Origin of the sequence: Collinsella aerofaciens, assembly GCF_039758965.1 — a bacterium.
Classification (GTDB): Bacteria; Actinomycetota; Coriobacteriia; order Coriobacteriales; family Coriobacteriaceae; genus Collinsella; species Collinsella aerofaciens_BR.
Map to the genome: position 1 here is coordinate 49,568 of NZ_JBDMSL010000014.1, position 18,691 is coordinate 68,258.

General features: G+C 59.7%; 17 protein-coding genes and 1 riboswitch. Of the genes, 9 read left to right on the forward strand and 8 right to left on the reverse strand.

Annotated features, from left to right (window positions below; genetic code table 11):
* Nucleotides 1-264: 264 nt before the first annotated feature.
* A complete protein-coding gene (locus ABHU32_RS05920) occupies nt 265-2,067 on the forward strand; it encodes a C69 family dipeptidase (RefSeq protein WP_346979368.1) in 1,803 nt (600 codons plus the stop codon).
* Nucleotides 2,068-2,118: 51 nt separating this feature from the next.
* Here the strand turns inward: ABHU32_RS05920 and ABHU32_RS05925 are convergent, their stop codons facing one another.
* Nucleotides 2,119-2,271, reverse strand: coding sequence for a hypothetical protein (locus ABHU32_RS05925; protein ID WP_346979369.1), 153 nt, complete (start codon nt 2,269-2,271; stop codon nt 2,119-2,121).
* A gap of 202 nt (nt 2,272-2,473) precedes the next feature.
* Between ABHU32_RS05925 and ABHU32_RS05930 the strand changes: the two genes are divergently transcribed.
* From ABHU32_RS05930 to ABHU32_RS05940, 3 genes are all read left to right on the forward strand, one after another.
* Nucleotides 2,474-3,046, forward strand: a complete 573-nt coding sequence (locus ABHU32_RS05930) for a hypothetical protein (RefSeq protein WP_117745904.1) — start codon at nt 2,474-2,476, stop codon at nt 3,044-3,046.
* A gap of 212 nt (nt 3,047-3,258) precedes the next feature.
* Nucleotides 3,259-5,010, forward strand: coding sequence for an ABC transporter ATP-binding protein (locus ABHU32_RS05935; protein ID WP_346979370.1), 1,752 nt, complete (start codon nt 3,259-3,261; stop codon nt 5,008-5,010).
* On the forward strand, nt 5,003-5,749 hold the full coding sequence (locus ABHU32_RS05940; RefSeq protein WP_117745902.1) for an energy-coupling factor transporter transmembrane component T family protein: 747 nt from the start codon (nt 5,003-5,005) through the stop codon (nt 5,747-5,749). Before ABHU32_RS05935 ends, ABHU32_RS05940 begins: the two co-directional genes overlap by 8 nt.
* Nucleotides 5,750-5,874: 125 nt before the next feature.
* Here ABHU32_RS05940 and ABHU32_RS05945 read toward each other — a convergent pair whose 3' ends face one another.
* The gene (locus ABHU32_RS05945; RefSeq protein WP_270226906.1) at nt 5,875-6,621 is read right to left on the reverse strand and encodes an aspartate/glutamate racemase family protein; all 747 of its coding nucleotides are present in this window, start codon (nt 6,619-6,621) and stop codon (nt 5,875-5,877) included.
* A gap of 84 nt (nt 6,622-6,705) precedes the next feature.
* Nucleotides 6,706-7,962, reverse strand: coding sequence for a carboxylate--amine ligase (locus ABHU32_RS05950; protein WP_117745900.1), 1,257 nt, complete (start codon nt 7,960-7,962; stop codon nt 6,706-6,708).
* Nucleotides 7,963-8,196: 234 nt separating this feature from the next.
* Between ABHU32_RS05950 and ABHU32_RS05955 the strand changes: the two genes are divergently transcribed.
* Together ABHU32_RS05955 and ABHU32_RS05960 are read left to right on the forward strand one after the other, a co-directional pair.
* Complete coding sequence (locus ABHU32_RS05955) at nt 8,197-8,829, forward strand: MOSC domain-containing protein (RefSeq protein WP_271745357.1); 633 nt, start codon at nt 8,197-8,199, stop codon at nt 8,827-8,829.
* Between the two features lie 234 nt (nt 8,830-9,063).
* Entirely contained in the window at nt 9,064-10,197 is a 1,134-nt protein-coding gene (locus ABHU32_RS05960; protein ID WP_118377185.1) for a coiled-coil domain-containing protein, read from the forward strand.
* A gap of 38 nt (nt 10,198-10,235) precedes the next feature.
* Here the strand turns inward: ABHU32_RS05960 and ABHU32_RS05965 are convergent, their stop codons facing one another.
* The 5 genes from ABHU32_RS05965 to ABHU32_RS05985 all read right to left on the reverse strand — a co-directional run bounded on the left by ABHU32_RS05965 (nt 10,236) and on the right by ABHU32_RS05985 (nt 14,290).
* Entirely contained in the window at nt 10,236-11,615 is a 1,380-nt protein-coding gene (locus tag ABHU32_RS05965; RefSeq protein ID WP_346979371.1) for a serine/threonine protein kinase, read from the reverse strand.
* A gap of 98 nt (nt 11,616-11,713) precedes the next feature.
* The gene (locus ABHU32_RS05970; RefSeq protein ID WP_346979372.1) at nt 11,714-12,136 is read right to left on the reverse strand and encodes an XRE family transcriptional regulator; all 423 of its coding nucleotides are present in this window, start codon (nt 12,134-12,136) and stop codon (nt 11,714-11,716) included.
* A gap of 32 nt (nt 12,137-12,168) precedes the next feature.
* A complete protein-coding gene (locus ABHU32_RS05975) occupies nt 12,169-12,612 on the reverse strand; it encodes an FxLYD domain-containing protein (protein ID WP_195520506.1) in 444 nt (147 codons plus the stop codon).
* A gap of 164 nt (nt 12,613-12,776) precedes the next feature.
* The gene (locus ABHU32_RS05980) at nt 12,777-13,100 is read right to left on the reverse strand and encodes a hypothetical protein (RefSeq protein WP_346979373.1); all 324 of its coding nucleotides are present in this window, start codon (nt 13,098-13,100) and stop codon (nt 12,777-12,779) included.
* Nucleotides 13,101-13,102: 2 nt separating this feature from the next.
* A complete protein-coding gene (locus tag ABHU32_RS05985; RefSeq protein WP_346979374.1) occupies nt 13,103-14,290 on the reverse strand; it encodes an N-acetyldiaminopimelate deacetylase in 1,188 nt (395 codons plus the stop codon).
* A gap of 144 nt (nt 14,291-14,434) precedes the next feature.
* A riboswitch (Lysine riboswitch) is annotated at nt 14,435-14,603 on the forward strand.
* 65 nt (nt 14,604-14,668) lie between these two features.
* On the opposite strand from ABHU32_RS05985, the gene dapA reads away from it, so the two are divergent.
* From dapA to dapD, 3 genes are read left to right on the forward strand one after another with little or no spacing between them, the layout of a single operon-like run.
* Nucleotides 14,669-16,978: a 4-hydroxy-tetrahydrodipicolinate synthase gene (dapA, locus tag ABHU32_RS05990; protein WP_346979375.1), complete on the forward strand. Its 2,310-nt coding sequence runs from the start codon at nt 14,669-14,671 to the stop codon at nt 16,976-16,978.
* Entirely contained in the window at nt 16,971-17,711 is a 741-nt protein-coding gene (gene dapB, locus ABHU32_RS05995; protein WP_346979376.1) for a 4-hydroxy-tetrahydrodipicolinate reductase, read from the forward strand. The genes dapA and dapB overlap by 8 nt, the downstream gene beginning before the upstream one ends.
* 39 nt (nt 17,712-17,750) lie before the next feature.
* Nucleotides 17,751-18,470 (forward strand): 2,3,4,5-tetrahydropyridine-2,6-dicarboxylate N-acetyltransferase, encoded by a 720-nt coding sequence (dapD, locus tag ABHU32_RS06000; RefSeq protein ID WP_346979377.1) that lies wholly within the window; start codon nt 17,751-17,753, stop codon nt 18,468-18,470.
* The last annotated feature ends 221 nt before the right edge of the window (nt 18,471-18,691 follow it).

An 18,691-nucleotide genomic window follows, 5' to 3' on the forward strand; every position in this document is an offset into this window, starting at 1 on the left:
GTTTATGCAAATCCTAAACAGCGGGAGAGTTTTCTTTTTGAGCACCGTCTAATGCTTTATTCAGCTACAGTAAATGCAGGGTGCCTTTATTTAACTAAAGCCATAAAATGAGTATTATTATCCGTTCATCGTATATTTCCACACGCTCATCGAGTAAAAGCTGTTGTCGAGTGAATACTCTTTACACTTCCTTTAGGCTAGTAGATGTATTTATTAGCTGAAACTCCGTACGGTTTCGCGGGGTTTCAACAGTTGGGAGGGATTATGAGGTTTACTCATCCTGTCAACATGCTCAAGAAGCTCGGCTGCGGCCTTGCGTTTGGAGCAGCGGCCATCATGGCCATGCCGACTTCGGCACTCGCCTGCACCCAGATCTACATGGGCAGCAAGCTCACGGCAGACGGCAACACGTACTACGGCCGTTCCGAGGACTTCGGTCCGCGCTACATCAAGCACTTTGGCATTGAGCCCGCACACAAGGACGGCAACGAGTACACCTCGGTCGAGTCCGGTTTTGAGTACAAGTCCAAGGGCGCAACCTACCGCTACACCTTCGTTCGCGACAACCCCTCGCAGTGGGAAGATCGCTACGACGCATATTCCGAGGCAGGCATCAACGAGAAGGGCGTCTCCTGCTCTGCCACGTTGAGCACCTCCTATAACGAGAAGGCCGAAGAGGCCGACCCCATCACCGAGGAGACTGGCATTGGCGAATACAGCTATGCCAGCGTCATCCTGGGCGAGAGTGCCACGGCCCGCGAGGGTGTCGAGCTCCTCGGCAGCCTGATTGACGAGCAGGGCGTCTGCTCCAACGACCAGATCATCATTGCCGACAACAACGAGACCTGGTTGTTTGCAGCGCTTTCCGGCCATCAGTGGATTGCTATGAAGCTCGCCGATGACATCGCCTCGCTCAACCCCAACATCGGCAACCTCACCTATAACGTCGACCTCGATGACACCGAGAACTGTCTCCATTCCGAGGGCATCGAGTCCATGCCTAAGGAGAAGGGCTTTGCCGAGTACACCGACGGCAAGTTCGACGTCGCCAAGACCTACGGCGAGGAGATTAGCGAGGCCGGTATGCACCAGTGGTCGCGCTATATCCAGGGTCGTGATTACTTCATGGCTCCGCTTGCCGAGGGCACCGACTACGAGATCGTCAAGGACGAGCGCGAAGAGGCTCGCGCCACGACCGGCGCCCTGGTCCACGAGATGCAGCCGCTGTTCTTCCAGCCCGGCAAGTCCGACTGGAACACCTTTGAGATGATTCGTTCCTTCGCCGCTCGCGGCGAGAATGTCGCCGGCCTCAACGCCAACACCGACGGCGCCTATGCCATCGGCTCCAACCGCAACACCGAGATCCACACCTTCCAGATCCGTCAGGGCATGGACCCCGAGATCGCGACCATTCAGTGGGAGATGCTCTCCAACGCCGAATTCTCCGTCGCCATCCCCTTCTACTCCGCACTGCTCACCGAGGTCAGCCCCTACTTCAGCGATCAGGATGTCTCCTTCGATCACTGCGAAGAGGAAGACGTCGTGAACAACGAGGAGCCCAAGAACTCCATCAACTACGTCCTCATGGACATCAACACGCTCGCCTATGAGAACCGCGACCACTGCGCCACCGGCGTCCGCGCCTATCTCGACGCCCTGCAGAAGGAACTCATCGAGCAGAACCTGACCGTCGACGAGGCCATGCAGGCCGAAGAAGGCACCGAGGCCCGTACCGCCCTGGCCAACAAGGCCGGCAAGGCTGCAACCAAGAACACCTATGTTAAGTGCAAGGCCATGCTCGAGGAGATGCGCGACTACCTCAAGGAGGGCGATTTCTCCGAGGAGTTCGTCCCGAGCGACTACGATGCCGACAACGACTGCCTGGTCGAATCCATCACCTACGCCGACGAGGCCCTTTCCGATGAGGACGTGACCGAGCCAGAGGCCGAAGAGGAAGAGGTCACCGAGGAGAAGTCCGAGGGCAACAACATGGCCGCCATGGCCGTTGGCGCCGTCGTCATCATCGGTGTCTGCGTCTACGTGATCTATCGTCGCAAGAAGGCCTAAGACCCTCATGTCCTAGCTGAGCGGGCGGGGCACATGAGTCACCTCGCCCGCTTAACCCGCCTTTTGACCGGCGGGAAACACCGCTGAAATCTTTTCAAAAAAGATTTCCCCGCACACACTTTGCTGTGCTATAGTGCAGCGCAACAGCAACAAGGTGCGACCGCGCCACGGCATCACGAAAGGAGCCACCAAGATGAAGAACACGATGAAGTCTCTCAACAACTGGTGGTGGCGTGATGCGAATACGATCGGTCGACAGTGAGTCCCTCACGCCTGTTTTTGCGCTCTAGGTGATTGGAAGGCCTCCGGTTTCGACCGGGGGCCTTTTTCTATCTCGAGCCCGATCGCATTCGCATCACGCGCCTCCGCTTTTCTCTTGCACCCCCATTCCGAAAGGCTTTTCACCATGTCTCAGAACACCACCGCCACCCAGCCCCGCACCGTCCAGACCGCCGACCGCGGCAAACTCGACGTCCGCGCTCTCGTCCTGCTCGCCATCCTGCTCGCCGCCGGCTTCATCCTCAACTTCACCGTCGGCAAGGCCATCTCAGGCATCTCGGGCGGCATGATCAGCCCCGAGTTCATCATCTCGGCCTTCTGCCTCACCATCCTGGTCGTTCGCCCCAACATCGGCCAGGCGCTCGTCATTGGCCTCATCTCGGCTGCCGTGATCCAGATCACCACCACTTCGCCGTTCGTCGATTTTGCCGCCGAGGGCATCGCCGCCATGCTCATGGCCGGCATCGTCAACGCCGCCGGCAAGGACGGTCAGGTCAAGCCCGCCATCGCCATTGTCGCAACCTTCCTGACCACCTTTGTCTCCGGCGTCATCTTCATGGTCATCAAGATGGCCATGCTCGGCGTGGTCGGCGAGCTCGCCGCCGCCATGTTGCCCGTCGTCGCCATGACCGCCGTCTTTAACGCCATTCTGGTCGGCGCCCTCTACCTGCCCATCCAGAAGGCCCTTAGGCTCAACTAACCCGCTCGGCTTTACGAGCCACCCCATCTTGGCGTTCATTCGACGCTCGCGTACCCAAGTACGCTTCGCTCCTCTTTCGCGCCAACCTGGGGCCCCTCGTAAAGCCGTCTCCGTGCTTCACCACCAAAGACTGTCCCAAACAACTAGCTTTTGGGAACGTTCTTAAACGACTAGTCATGTAAGAACGTCCCCAATGACTATGAAAGGTATCCATGGAAACGATCATCAACGTCGACGATGTCTCGTTCTCCTATGGCACGCAGACCGAGCAGGCGCTCAGCCACATCTCGCTCAGCGTGAACAAGGGAGATTTCATCGGCATCATCGGGCCCTCGGGCGCCGGCAAGTCCACGCTTGCCGCCTGTCTGTCGGGCGCCGTGCCCCACCACTACACCGGCACGTTCTTTGGGTCCGTCATGGTCGACGGCCACGACACCTGCGAAGTCTCGCTCACCGACGTGTCGCAAATCGTCGGCAGTGTGCTGCAGGATATCGACACGCAGATGGTCGCTTCGGTCGTCGAGGACGAGATGCTCTTTGGCCTCGAGAACTTTGGCGTTCCCCACGACCAGATCGAGCAGCGCGTGAGCGAAACGCTCGAGACCGTCGTCATCAGCGACCTGCGCGACCGCGAGATCGCCACCCTCTCGGGCGGACAGAAGCAAAAGGTGGCCATCGCCGCCATCCTCGCCATGCGTCCGCGCGTCTTGGTTCTCGACGAGCCCACCGCGGCACTCGACCCCGCCAGCTCCACGCTGGTCTTCGAGACGCTGCGTGAGGCAAACCGCATACTTGGAATCACCATCGTCGTCGTTGAGCAAAAGGTCGCCCTGCTCTCGGAGTACTGCAACCGCGTGCTCGTGCTCAACCATGGCGAAATCGCACTGCAGGGCGAGCCGCACGAGGTCTTCGCACACACCGATGAGCTTCGCACCATTGGCGTCGACTGTCCCCGTGTCACACGCATCTTCAATAGCCTCGAGGCCGATGGCCTGGCAAGCGGCACCCCTTGCTTGGATGTCGACGAAGCCGAGTGTCTGATTTCGGGTATCGTCGACCCCGCACACGCTGCCATCGAAGCCCAGGCGCCCGCCGGTTCCCCGCATGCACCGTCGTTGCGTCCTCATGCCAAGGATGCCGAACCCGTACTCACCTTCGACCATGTTGAGTTTGCCTATCCCAACGGCGGCGCCGCCGTACACGACCTTAACCTGACCCTCTACCCCGGTGAGCTCGTGGGCATCGTCGGCCAGAACGGTGCCGGCAAGACCACGCTCACCAAGCTGCTCACGGGCCTGCTCAAGCCCGCCTCGGGCAGCGTGCGCGTCACGGGACTGGATACTGCAACCGTTCCCACGAGCCGCATTGCCCGCGAGGTCGCGACCCTCTTCCAAAACCCCGACCGCCAGATCTGCAAGGATACCGTGCTCGACGAGGTCGCCTTTGGCTTGGAGCTTGCCGGCATCGACCGTGCCGAGGCTCTGCGTCGCGCCCAGCTGGTCATCGACCGCTTTGGTCTGCCCGCCGACGAGGCACCGTTCTCGCTTTCGCGTGGCCAGCGCCAGATGGTGGCACTTGCCTCCGTCGTAGTGGTTGAGCCCAAGATCGTCGTGCTCGACGAGCCCACGAGCGGCCTTGACTACCGCGAGTGCATGACCGTCATGGAAACCGTGCGCACCATGGCCGAGCGCGGATGCGCCGTCATCATGGTCTGCCACGACATGGAAGTCGTCTCCGACTTTGCCGAGCGCATCGTAGTAATGGCCGACGGCCGCATCCTCGACCGCGGCCGCACGCACGAGCTGTTCTCGAACATCGATCTCATGCGGCGTGCCTACGTGGAGCCTCCCCAGGTTATTGAACTCTCGCGCCGTCTGGCATCTTCCGTCTCGCCCGCTTTTGCGCAGGTGAGCGAGGTCACCGATGTCGTTCGAATTACCAAGGAGATGGTCCACCGTGGTTAACGTCATCGACTACATGCCGGGCGATACGCTGCTGCATCGCCTGAACCCCGTCGTCAAACTGGGCCTCGCCGCCGCCATCATCGTCGGCATCTTCTTGTCCGACACCTACGTGGCGCTGCTGGGCTTTTTGGCACTCACCCTTGCACTGGGTACCTATGCCGGCGTCGTCGACCGTCTGCTCTCGCTGCTCAAGTTGCTGATTCCGCTCGCGCTTATCATGCTGGTGCTCCAGCTGGCCTTTATGCGCGATGGCAACGTGGTGTGGGGCTTTATCACCGACGCGGGCCTCATCACGGGATCGAAGGCCTGCCTGCGCCTGCTAGGTGTGGCGTTGCCACTCATCCTCATGCTCATGGTGACCAAGCTCAACGACCTTGCCAACGCCTGCGTCGAGGTGCTGCACGTACCGTATCGCTATGCCTTCACCTTTACCACGGCGCTGCGCTTTGTGCCGGTGTTTGGTCAGGAGATGAACGCCATCATGGAGGCGCAGACCGCACGCGGCGTCGAGTACGACACCAAGAACCCCATCAAGAAGCTTAAGCTCATGTTGCCACTGTGCGTGCCGCTGCTCATCTCGAGCGTGGGCAAGACCGATGCCACCGCGCTTGCCGCCGAGCAGCGCGGCTTCTACCTGCGCACACGCGCCAGCTCGTACAAGCGCTATCCCATCAAGGGTCTGGACATCGCCGTGCTCATCGTCAGCATCGCCCTCATCGCCATCGGCTTCCTGTTCTAGTTCACCACCGACAGCAACCGCCCAACGCAAAAGGCCTCGGCTCGCACCAAACGAGCCGAGGCCTTTACTGTTTCTCCAGATAAAACCCACCATAATTAACCTGTCCCTTTTTGGCAGGTCGGAAGCTAGAGGCGGTAGGGAGCGCCGCTGCGGATGATGGATTCGCGCACCAGGACGTCCATGGCGTCGAGGGTGATCTCGGGCATCTCACGGTATTTCTGCAGCACCGAGAGCTCCGTACAGGCCAGGATGACGCGGTCGCAGCCGCTACGGGCGAACTCCCACATCACGCGGTCGAACTTATCCATATCGGGCTCACGTCCGGCCTTCACATCATCGTAGATAAGCGACATCACATCGTTCTGACGTTTCTCGCTGGGATAGACAACCTCAACACCCGCAGCCTTACATTCGCGGCCGTAGACGCCCGCGCCCACGGTTCCGTCGGTGCCCATGATGCCAATCTTGTGCACCGGCTCGGCCGGCATACTCAGGTTGGGGTCGAACTCGCACTCCCCCATCACCGCACCGGCCAGAGCATAGCGCACCGACTCACGCGGCATGTGGATAATCGGCACTGTGGTAAACGACTGGATCTGGTCGTAGAAGTAGTGTGACGTGTTGCAGGGAATGGCAATGTGCGCACAGCCCAGCGACTCGAGTGCCTGGGCACACTCTTTCATGGTCGCCAGCAGCTTGGCATGCTCGCCGGTCTTAATGGCCAGCGTGCGGTCGGGCATGGTCGACTTGGAGAGCACCACCATGTCGATATGTTCCTGATCGCAGGCAGCAGCCGTATGACGCACCACCTGGTCGTAGTAATACGACGTGGCCTCGGCGCCCATGCCGCCGATAACTCCCAGCTTTTCCATCGCCGCCTCCTTGGTGACGCTTGCGCAATTGCGCGTATCGTACCCGCGCCCGCCCGATGCAAACCGGACGGGCGCCGCACTCATCTACTTGTAATACGTCTTGAACAGCTTAAAGTGGCGCAGCTTAGTGTGCCACATGCGCAGCCAGCGGTTAAAGACAAAGTCGCCCTTCATAAACGAAGGGTCGGCGCCCTTGCCTTCCTTGTCCAGGCGATGCACCTTAGCGCGCAGCTCGGGATCCTTGACGTATTTGTCGACGACGCCCATGGGGACGACCATCCACAGAGCCTCGTCCTGCGCCGTCACAAACTCCGGCGCAAACGGGCGGTTGAACACATACTCGTCCACCACATACTTGGCAACGTTAAAGCCGCTGTTGGTAACGTAGTAGTTGCTGCGGCCCTGGCGCGTGTTGAAATCGAAGAACTTAAACGAGCCATCGCGCTCGTCGTACTTAACGTCAAAGTTGGAATAGCCCACAAAGTGAAGGTCCTCGAGCAACTTGCGCACGCCGCCCATGAGCTCGTCATTAGGCTCGGTAATGATACAGGCATGGTTGCCGACACCGTGGGGCTGATGCTCCTCGAGCAGCACATGGCCCAGGCACATCATGCGGACCTTACCGTTGCGGTCGGAATAGCTGGTGAGCACGCGCATGTACTCGTCGTTGCCGGGCACGCGATCCTGCAAGATCAGGTCGTCGGTGTAGCCGCTGGCATACGAGTCGCGAATGACCTGTTCCAGCTCGGCGCGGTCGGCAATCTCATAGGCCTTCTTCTGGCCCTCGAACTCATGCTGCCACCACATGATGCCGTCGGAAGGCTTCAGAATCATCGGGTAAGGAAAATCGATCTGGTCGAGCACTTCGGCAGGCGCCTCACCCTGGGCATTGAGCATCGCCTTGGTAAAGGTAAACGTGTGCGGATAGGGCACGCCATGCTTCTCGCACAGCTCGTAGAAGATCTCCTTCTTCTGACACTGTTCAAGCATGCTATAGGGAGCGTAAGGCGCGACGATGTTATCCGCCAACTCATGGGCATCCTTGGCCTGAGCCACGAGGGCAACATAGTTATCGCCACAGCCCACAAGGACAATCGTCTTGTCGGCATGCGCTTGGGCAATGCCGTTGACGGTTTTGAGCATCACGGGCATGGTATCGATATCCACGTTGGGCGTGTAGTCGATAATCTGGCTGCGGTACGCAGGGCCCGTCTGGTACTTGCCAAAGACCAGACTTTTGACCTGGTACTCCTCGTAGAAGGCGCGCGCCACCGAGTAGGCGTTGATGTCGCCACCGAGCAGCACGGGGATGAACTCGCGCTCTGTAAACTGCAATGCCATGGAAACTTCCTATCATGAACTGCCCACACAACGGGCGGTCTTTGCGCAACTGATTTATTCTAGCGTGCCAAGCCGCCGGCGCCCAAAGCTCCACCGTATCTATGGCAATCGACGTAATCGTCCAGCACGAAGGCCAGCACGAAGACGGCGCTCACCGTTGTATGACAATGGGCAATGAACCTACCATTGTTGTAGGATTCAGTGTATTGACATCCTCGAGCGAAAGGCACGCACGTGCCCCAAGACCATCCGACCGATAATCCCATCCTCAATGCCGCGAAGCACGAGCTGGCGGAACGCGCACAAACGGCAGCTCCCCTACGCACCGCAAACGATGCTTACAACGGGCCCGCCCGCATCGTCTCAATCAACACGTCGAAGCACAAAGGCACACGTAAGTCGCCCGTCGCCGACGGGCACGACACCGTCATCGAGCAGTTTGGCCTCGCCTCTGATGCGCACGCCGGGCATTGGCACCGCCAGGTTTCCTTTTTAGCTGCAGAGTCTATCCAGACGGCGCAGGCGCGCGGGCTCGATGTGCACGAGGGCGACTTTGGCGAGAACTTCACAACCCAGGGCATCAACCTGCTCTCGCTCCCCCTGGGAACGCAGCTCAAGCTTGGAAGCGACGTGCTTGTCGAAATCAGCCAAATCGGCAAGGTCTGCCACACCCGTTGCGCCATCTACTATCTCGCCGGCGACTGTATCTTTCCCCACGAGGGCATTTTTGGCGTGGTCCTAAAGGGCGGAGAGGTCCATACCGGCGACGATATCCAGGTAGTCAAACTCGACGACGGCTCCTGTTCGTTCACCCCCGCCGAGGCGCTCGAAGAGATTGAGCAGGCTCGTCAGGAGGGCACGCTGTAGTTGTAAAACCCCACGTTGAGATGGCTTTTACAGACCAAAACTCCTCTTAAACAGGGCTCTGTAACGTTAAAGTTGAACTCTATGGTTTCTCAACAATTCATCATAACTGCAGGTCAAAGCCAAAGCCTCAAGTTCAACTTGACCCTTTGGGACCTTTAAGGTTCAAGTTGAGGTCGAAAGCAGTAGTAGAATATCGTTCGAACCATAACCTACGATTGATTGCAGAGGGACTGGATGCAGCATTCGAATCATCGCACCGCAGCGCTCATTGCGTCGAAGCCGGCTCGTATCATCACGAGCGCCGCGCTCGCCGTTGCGCTGACGGCCACGCCGATGCTCTCCCCCGTTGCGGCGTATGCCGCCTCGCAGGCAACGCAGGACCAGCTTTCCGCAGCCCAGCAGAAGATCGAAGCCGCCACGAGCGCCTACAACGACGCCCGCACCAAACTCGATGACCTGCAAAAGCAGATTGACTCCAATGAGGCAAGCATCGAGGAAATCGAGGCTAAGCTTCCCGAGCAGCAGGCCAAGGCAAGCTCCGCCATGCGCGATCTGTACAAGTATCAGAAGGGCACCAATCCCATCGTGAGCTTCCTGGTCAACGCGCAGAGCCTGGGTGAGTTCATCACGACCTGCAAATACACCAACCAGATCACGAGCTCGAGCGTCGACGAGATCGAGCAGCTCAATAACATGCAAACCGAACTCGAGCAGAACAAAGCCGAGCTCCAGCAAGCCAAGTCTCAGCTTGAGGCAGAGCAGAAAAACGCCGAGGATGCGCTGGCGCAGGCCCAGCAGCTCCGCAGCGAGGCACAGGCAAAAGCAGAGCAGGAAAATGCCGCCGAGCTTGCCAAGCTTGAGGCCGATAAGGCCGCTGCCGCCGAGAAGCTCTCGGGCGAGGGCGTAAGCGGCAGCAATTCCAGCAGCCAGGCCACCAACACCAACACCACCATCGACACCACGGTGAACAACGCCAATACCGGTAGCTCCGATTACGATTCGTTCATTAATGAGTGGACAGGCCGCATCGACAATTATCTCGCCGGCTCCCCCATGGCAGGCCAGGGCTATAACTTTGCCGTCGCCGCTTGGAATACCGGTGTCGACCCCCGTTGGTCCCCCGCCATCGCCTGCATCGAGAGCACCAAGGGTGCTTATTGCGCCAATTCTTACAACGCCTGGGGCTGGAGTGCCCGCGGCGGCGGTTGGCGCAGCTTTGGCAGCTGGAGCGAGGGCATCTCCGCTCACGTTGCCTATCTGGGCGCCAACTACGGCTCCACCCTTACCCCAGCCGCGGCCAAAAAGTACTGCCCGCCCACGTGGCAGGACTGGTACAACAAAGTCGCCGCTCAGATGAACCGCATCTAAGTGCAACTGCAAAGGGCCCCAATGGGGCCCTTTTTCTTTTAGGTAGCGGAGGTATCGACGACGCCGGTCGCATTGGCAACCGCGACTATGACGATCATGCATAGGAGCAGCACACCCAATGCCTTGAGCAAGAGCTTCGCGAGCTTCTTGCCGCGATAGCTGTCGAGCAATGCGAATCGCCGACGAAGACGGCGCTTATCGAACAGCGCAAAATGCATAAGCACCATAAGGCCATCGACAAAGAAAAAATACTCGATTATGAGAAGCCACGTCGGGTAGCTTTGGTTTGCTCCCGTGGGGTGAAAGACGGCAAAGTGACTTCCGGCAAAGAACACAAGCAGCGAGAAGAAGACGAGCGTATTCCAAATGCGCCCCAGAGACTCCGGAACGCGAGAGAGCAGACCGCATGCAGTGGAGGCGGCAGGCCTAGGAAGCCCTGTGGGGTTCTGGAGTCCTTGGGGCGTCAACACCGTCTCCGAGGCCGGAGTACGGACAAGCACAGGCGCAGGAGGCCGCACGGGGCGACTTAGATCGTATGCCGCGCGCGTCGCCCGTCCCAACGCTTCCGCGCTCGCAAAACGCTTGGCCGGGTCGAGCGCCATCGACATGCAGACGGCATCGGCAAGTGGAGTGGGAATGCCGCATGCCTCACATTGCTCGCGCATGTCGAGCCCTGGTTTAGGGTCGACTCCCGTCAAGCAAAAGAACAACAGGGCCCCAAGTGCGTAGACATCGCTGCGCACACTCGTCTGCCCAAACCCATACTGCTCGGGCGGCGCATAGGGTCGCGTGCCAAACTTGACGGTGTCAGCATCGGCGCCATCGCGCCATACGCGCGCGATCCCCAGGTCGATAATCACCAGCGATGAAAATGCCAGGCCGTCATCAGGCGTATAGTTGGCACCTGTCACGATGATATTCGACGGCTTGAGGTCGCGATGGATCACCGGCGCCGACGTCTCCCCCACCATTGCAAAACCGGCATGGAGCTCGCCCACGGCATCGCATAGGGCAGGATACAATTCACGCGCATAATCGGGGGTGGCTCCCAGACGGTCCACCAGCGCCCCGAGTGTCTCCCCTTCGATGTATTCCATAACCACGTTGAGCTCGTCGCCCACACGACGACAATCGACGATTCTGGGCAGGTGCTCAAAACGCCTGCCTGCCCGCTGAGCGGCAAACAGACGCTCGTATGCCCCGCCGATTTGAGCCGAGGCATCGATGCGTTTACGAACAAAGGGACCGAGCGAACCATCGCCGGTTCCTTCAAAGTACACGAGCTCGGTTGTTTCGACGGACGAGCGCTTAAGTACACGCTCCACGCGATAGCTGTCGTCGCGATCGAGCGACGCCAGGTGCTCGGCAAGCGCTGCGGTCAGCTCGTCATCGGAATATGTTGGGCTCTGAGTATCCATAGCCTCCATCATAGCGCAGGGCGCAGACACCCCATGGCATCTGCGCCCCGTTCGCTTGCATCGTTGTTCGGCAGCTCCGCCGGCTCAGATATCAGCCGCTAACTCACCGTCTCCTCGCCAAAGCGATACAGCTCCTCGTTGACCTTTTGGAGGCTGCACCCGCGATCGATGCAAAAAATGATAATCGCATCGCGGCGGTCCTTGCAGTTAAGGACGCTTACCCCGGCAGCCGTCAGCGCACGGTTGGTTTCTTTGAGCGCCAGCGCCATCGCAAAGGCAATCTGCAGCACCTTATTGCGGCTCGGATGCCGCGCACCGGTAAAGATCTGATAGCCAAAGGTCTCATTGAGATCGGCCATACGAACCACGCGCGAGCGCTCCAAGCCCTTTTCCTGCAGTAGCTGCTTCAGGTAGTCCGAAAGCGACGGGGCGTCAAAGTCGTGTTCTTTGATATAGCCATCGATGTTTGGCGCGTCGAGAAGCTCATTGAGTAACTCGTCAGTCAGCTTTTTATCGGGCATACGACTTCACCTCCCCCAGTGCATACAACATGCTAAAAACCGCTTACGTCCGAACGCTCCCAACTGGCGACCTGATCGGGAGACACCGTGCCCAGCGCCTCGAACTTCCAGGAGCCGCCCGCCTTCAGATGATTGGTGTTTGCAAGAGCCGTTCCAACCTGGTTGCCATCAGCATCATACAGAACATACTCAATCTGAATGTAGCTCTTTTCCTTGTCCGTGTTATTGGTCAGCGTCCCCGTGATCTTATAGGCAAACTGATTGGAAGTGTCTTCAGCCTCGTCAGCAATGGTATACGGTTCTTGCGGTTCTTTTTGCTCCTCAGCCTGCTGTGTCGTCCCGGCAGGTTTTGCCGAATCGCTCGCAGGCGAATCGGTTGAGTTGCCGCCCATAGAGCCCACGGCACCGACAATAACCAGCACCACGATGACGCCTAGGACAATCTTACCGATCGGCTTCTTTCCCTCTTTTGCCATTATTCATCCTTCCTACGATCCGGCTACCGTGCCGGCACACAGCACATCGTAGGAAGGATTAAACTTGAATTCATTAGCTGAGAGCTAAGGTTGCGGTAAACGGCCAATGCAGTTATCCAAACGCCGAGCAAACGCACTTTGCGCGACCGTCTGCCGGCAGCGCATCAACCCACCGTGACGGATTCCCCGGTAAAGGCACTGACCATCAACAGGACAAAGAACACCAGGTAGCTGACACTCAGCGGGTACGCAATGACCAGGAATACAACCCAGCCGACATTGGTTTTACCGCCGGCACGGCGTCGCTCGCGATTGCGGCAGAGCCAAATCGTCACGCCGATGGCAGTGATAAACAGTACGAGTGCCGCCGCAGCCAGCCCAGCAAACACAAACATCACGCCAATGCTCACAGCGATGACCGGAAGCAGCAGCAAACCGCATCCGCATCCACCCGGACTATATACGGCAGACTGTCGGCGTCGTTCCATCGTCACTCCAAGCCAAGCAATCGTTTGTAGACATCGAGGCCTTTGAGTAGGATTTCCTCGTCAAAGAGCATGGTATCAGTGTGAAGGGCGCTCGTGGCATAGGCGGGGCAGCCATCCGAATCGATCGGATTATCTTGTCCCTCCGGCACGCCCGTACCCAGGAGGAAGAACACGCCTGGCAGATGGCGCTGATAGAAAGCGAAGTCCTCGGCAATCAGCAAAGGCTCATCCACGAGTTGCAGCTCGGACAAGACAGGCGCAATGTGGGCGAACAGCTCGGGGTCGTTATCGACCGGCGGATAGCCCTCGGCAAAGTTGAGATCATACGTGCAGCCCGTTGCGGCACAGGCATCGTCCAGCACGCGGCGCACGCCTTCGCGCGCCCGGTCGAACATGTCGTCCGTAAACACACGCAGGCTTCCGGCCACATGGGCCTCCCCCGCCACCGCGTTGCAAACCGTACCGGCCTGCAGCAGACCAAACTTACCGATACAGGGCTCGTCGGTGCCCAGCTCGTCCATCAGTTCGCGCTCGGCAACCAAGAACTTGGCAGCCGCCAGCGCCGCATCGTGCGACTCCTCGACCGGAACGCCATAGGTCTTAGCGATATGGATGCTCGTCCCGTGAATATGAATGTGTGTCTCACTCGAACGCGCCAGCAGCGGACCGGAACAACTCGCCAACGTGCCGGCAGGCAGATCGGGCCACACATGGAAGCCAAAAATGCGGTCAGCCCCATAGCGCTCGAACACACCGCTCTCGCATACCGTCTTGGCACCACCGGTCGTTTCCTCGGCCGGCTGGAACACAAAGAGAACGTTGCGCCTAATGGCGCCCGGCTGCTCGCGAATCGTACGGTCGACATACGTCGCGGCGGCAAGTGCCATGGCCATGTGTCCGTCATGTCCGCAAGCGTGCATCTTGCCGGGATGGATCGAGGCAAAGGCCGCTCCCGTCGCCTCCGCGATGGGCAGCGCATCCATATCGGCGCGAATCGCCGTGGCACGCGCGGCACCAACGCCAGCGTCGAAGAAAGCGCAGACGCAGCTGGGACACGGATGGGTCACCTCGCAAGCGAGCGGCGCCAACACGCCCTCGATATAGGCGATAGTCTGCGGAAGATCGAAATCGAGCTCCGGAATGCGATGGAGATCGCGGCGATAGCGACGGAGTTCTTGGAGCTCGGTCATAGAGAATCCCTTCGTGAGGCACATCTGTTGCAACTTATTGTGATACAGGATTGTGGCACACATGTTTCCAGCATATTGCTGCATTTTTTAAACGTTATATACGAATACTCTTGTTTGGTAAAGTGCAACGTGATAGGGTCTTTACCACTTGATAGAGGCGCGGGCACGAAGAGCCGCGGGCGAGCCGGCAGGCTTTGACCCCGTGGGGAGGCGAAACCCGCCGAACTGGGTTTTTCGGGCACGAACAACCTGGTGGGCCTGTGGGAAACACCCACAGGACTGTCTGCAGCAATGCGGGAGCGCTATCCGGACATTGGGTCCACGCTATGCGGATTCGATGCGCAGATGGCGCCGTCTGGATAGCGAGGTTTACGGGACATGGCATTGACCCCCAACGAGGCATATGCGGCCAAGCAGCCGTTTGTGGACAAGGAGACACTCGAGCATATCGTCGAGCAGTTCCCCACGCCGTTTCATCTATACGACGAGGCGGGCATCCGCCGCAACATGCAAGAAGTGCGCGACGCCTTTGCATGGAACCCGGGCTTTAAGGAATACTTTGCCGTCAAGGCCAACCCCAACCCGGCGCTCATCTCCATTCTCAACGAATACGGCTGCGGCTGCGATTGCTCGAGCTATACCGAGCTTATGATCGCCCGCTCACTGGGTATCACGGGACACGACATCATGTTCTCTTCCAACGACACGCCGGCTGCCGACTTTGAGCTCGCCGACAAGCTGGGTGCCATCGTCAACTTTGACGACATCAGCCACATCGAGTTCTTTGAGCGCGTTGCGGGGCCCATCCCCAAGACGGTCAGCTGCCGCTTTAATCCAGGCGGTCTGTTCCAGCTCTCCAACGGCATCATGGACAACCCGGGCGACTCCAAATATGGCATGACCACCGAGCAGCTCTTCGAGGCCTTCCGCATGCTCAAGGCCAAGGGCGCCGAGGACTTTGGCATCCACGCATTCCTTGCCAGCAACACTGTCACCAACGACTACTACCCCAAGCTCGCGCGCATCCTCTTTGAGCTTGCCGTACGCCTGGAGCGCGAGACCGGCGCACACGTCGCCTTCATCAATCTGTCCGGCGGCGTCGGCATCCCCTACCTGCCCGAGCAGCAGGCCAACGACATTCGCGCCATCGGCGAGGGAGTACACGCGGCATACGACGAGATCCTGGTTCCCGCCGGCATGGGCGATGTGGCCATCTGCACCGAGATGGGCCGCTTTATGATGGGCCCCTACGGCTGCCTGGTCACCAAGGCTATCCACGAGAAGCAGATCTACAAGGACTATATCGGCGTGGACGCCAGTGCCGTCGACCTCATTCGTCCCGCCATGTATGGCGCTTACCACCACATCACGGTGATGGGTCAGCCGGGCGGCCCCGACAAGACCACGGCACCCGTCACGAACACCTATGACATCACGGGCAATCTATGCGAGAACAATGACAAGTTCGCCATCGACCGTGAGCTTCCGCATATCGATATGAGCGACCTGCTCGTGATTCACGACACCGGCGCGCATGGCTACTCCATGGGCTACAACTACAACGGCCGCCTGCGCTCGGCCGAGGTCCTGCTGCGCCCCGATGGCTCGGCCGACCTCATCCGCCGTGCCGAGCGCCCGGACGATTACTTTGCCACGCTCGACGTGTTGCCGAGCGGCCGAGAGCTGCTGGCCAAGTCGCGCGCCGAAAGCGCCCGCCGTCGCGCTCAAGACGAGCGCCTGGCCGTCGCCGCCCAATGGAACAAACGCATCCAGATCGCGGACGCGAAGGAGAAGAACATGGACATCCGCAATCTCGAGGGCTCAATCGTCGCCCTGGTTACGCCGTTTAAAAAGGACGGCAGTGTCGACTTTGACGCGCTCGAGCACCTTATCGATTTCCACCTGCAAAACGGCACCGACGCCATCCTCACCCTGGGTACCACCGGCGAGAGCGCCACGATGACCGACGACGAGGACAACTCCGTCGTCGCCGCCGTGGTCAAGCATGTTGCAGGACGCGTCCCCGTCATTGCCGGCTCGGGCTCCAACTCCACGCAGACCATGCTCACCAAGTCGCTCACCTATCAGGGCCTGGGCGCCGATGGTCTGCTGCTCATTACCCCCTACTACAACAAGTCTAACGAAGAGGGCATCTACCAGCACTTTAAGACCGTGGCCGACGCCGTGGACATCCCTTGCATTCTGTACAACATCCCCGGCCGCTGTGGCTGTGGCATCAGCGAGCGCAACGTAGAGCGTTTGGCCGCGCACCCCAACATCATGGGCATCAAGGAGGCCTCGGGCAACGTCGCCTACGCGGCCAAGATCGCCCACCTGCTATCCGATGACTTTCGCATGTACTCGGGCGAGGACGCGCTTACCGTGCCGCTCATGAGCCTGGGCGCCTCGGGCACCATCAGCGTGTGGGCCGACGTGCAGCCGCAGCTCGTGCATGACATGTGCCGCGCCTATTTGGACGGTGACGTGGCGCGTGCCCGCGATATCCAAATTGCCGGCCAGCCACTCATCAATGCCCTCTTTAGTGAGGTCAACCCCATCCCCGTCAAAGAGGCACTCGCTCAGATGGGTATGATCGAGGCAAACTACCGCATGCCGCTGTGCCCCATGGCAGACGACACGCGCTCTGCACTTACCGATGCCCTGAAGGGAGCTGGTCTGCTTGATTAAGACCATCATTATGGGAACGGGCCGCATGGGCTCGCTCATCCGCACTACCGCCGAAGGCATTGTCGACGCCGCCGGGCAGCCCGTTTTTGATATCGTCGCCCAGATCGGCTTCGATTTGAGCAAGCTCGAGAACGCACCGGCTGCCGATGTGATTATCGACTTCTCGAACGTCGCGACCTTCGATGCCGTCGTCGCCTATGTCGAGCGCACGGGCGCGGCGTTGGTCTCGGGCACCACAGGCTACACCCCCGAGCAGATGGACCGTCTGCGCGAGCTGGGCCAGAACACCCGCGTTATGCACTCGGGCAATTACTCCATCGGCATCGCAGCCCTGCGTCATCTAGTGGCCCAGGCCACGCACGAGTTGCCCGGCTTTGACTGCGAAATCGTCGAGACGCACCATAACCAAAAGGTCGACGCCCCCAGCGGTACCGCCAAGCTGCTGCTCGACGCCGTAGTCGAGGCCGAGCCCGAGACAGGCTACCACCCCGTCTACGGACGCGAGGGCATGTGCGGCGCGCGCGATCCCAAGGAGATCGGCATGCACTCGCTGCGCGGTGGCACTGTCGCCGGCGTCCACGAAGTGAGTTTCTTTGGCCAGGACGAGGAGGTCACGCTCACCCACCGCGCCACGAGCCGTCAGATCTTCGTCAACGGCGCCCTGGCCGCCGCCCAGAAGCTCGTCACCCGCGAACCCGGCTTCTATACGTTCGACCAGGTCATGTTTGCCTAACCAGGTATCAACCGAATCCACCCAAAGGAGAGATAGCAAATGAGCAACGCAGCCGAGATGGATGCCCAGGAGATTATCAACTACATCGCCACCGCGCCCAAAAAGACACCTGTCAAGCTGTACGTGCGCGAGAAGCCCGGCATGAAGGTTGCCTGGGGCGACGCACATGTCTACGGCGGCCGTCGCGGCAAGACCGTCTTTGGCGACTGGGATGAGCTCAAGGCCATCCTCGATGCCAATGCCGACTCCATCGACTACTACGATGTCGAGAATGACTGCCGCAACTCTGCCGTGCCCATGCTCGACCTCAAGGGCATCAACGCCCGCATCGAGCCGGGCGCGATCATCCGTGACCGCGTCGAGATCGGCGATCGCGCCGTCATCATGATGGGCGCCATCATCAACATCGGCTCCGACATTGGCGAAGGCTCCATGATTGATATGGGCGCCGTGCTGGGCGGCCGCGCCACCGTGGGCAAGAACTGCCACATCGGCGCTGGAACCGTGTTGGCAGGCGTCGTTGAGCCCGCAAGCGCCACGCCCGTCATCATCGAAGACGACGTCATGATCGGCGCCAACGCCGTGGTCCTGGAGGGCGTACGCGTGGGCAAGGGCGCTGTTGTTGCCGCCGGCGCCGTGTGCGTCGAGGATGTCCCCGCCGGTGCCGTCGTGGCCGGTGTCCCCGCCCGCGTCATCAAGATGCGCGACGAGAAGACCGACAGCAAGACCGGACTGGAAGAGGGCTTACGTCAACTGTAGGGTTACGCGGTTTTCACCAAACCGCGTAACTAGTCGACGCTGCAAACGCCCCAGAGCGGCAATCTGACGTTCAATCGTCGGGCATGACCAAAAGGTCAATGCCCCCCTCTTTCACGTCACCTTGCTCGCTCTGGGGCGTTTTCGCTCATATGACCCAATCCGCTGTCAAGAGCCACAATGGCCCCGCCGACCGCTTGCAATCGGTCGGCGGGGCCTGCCGT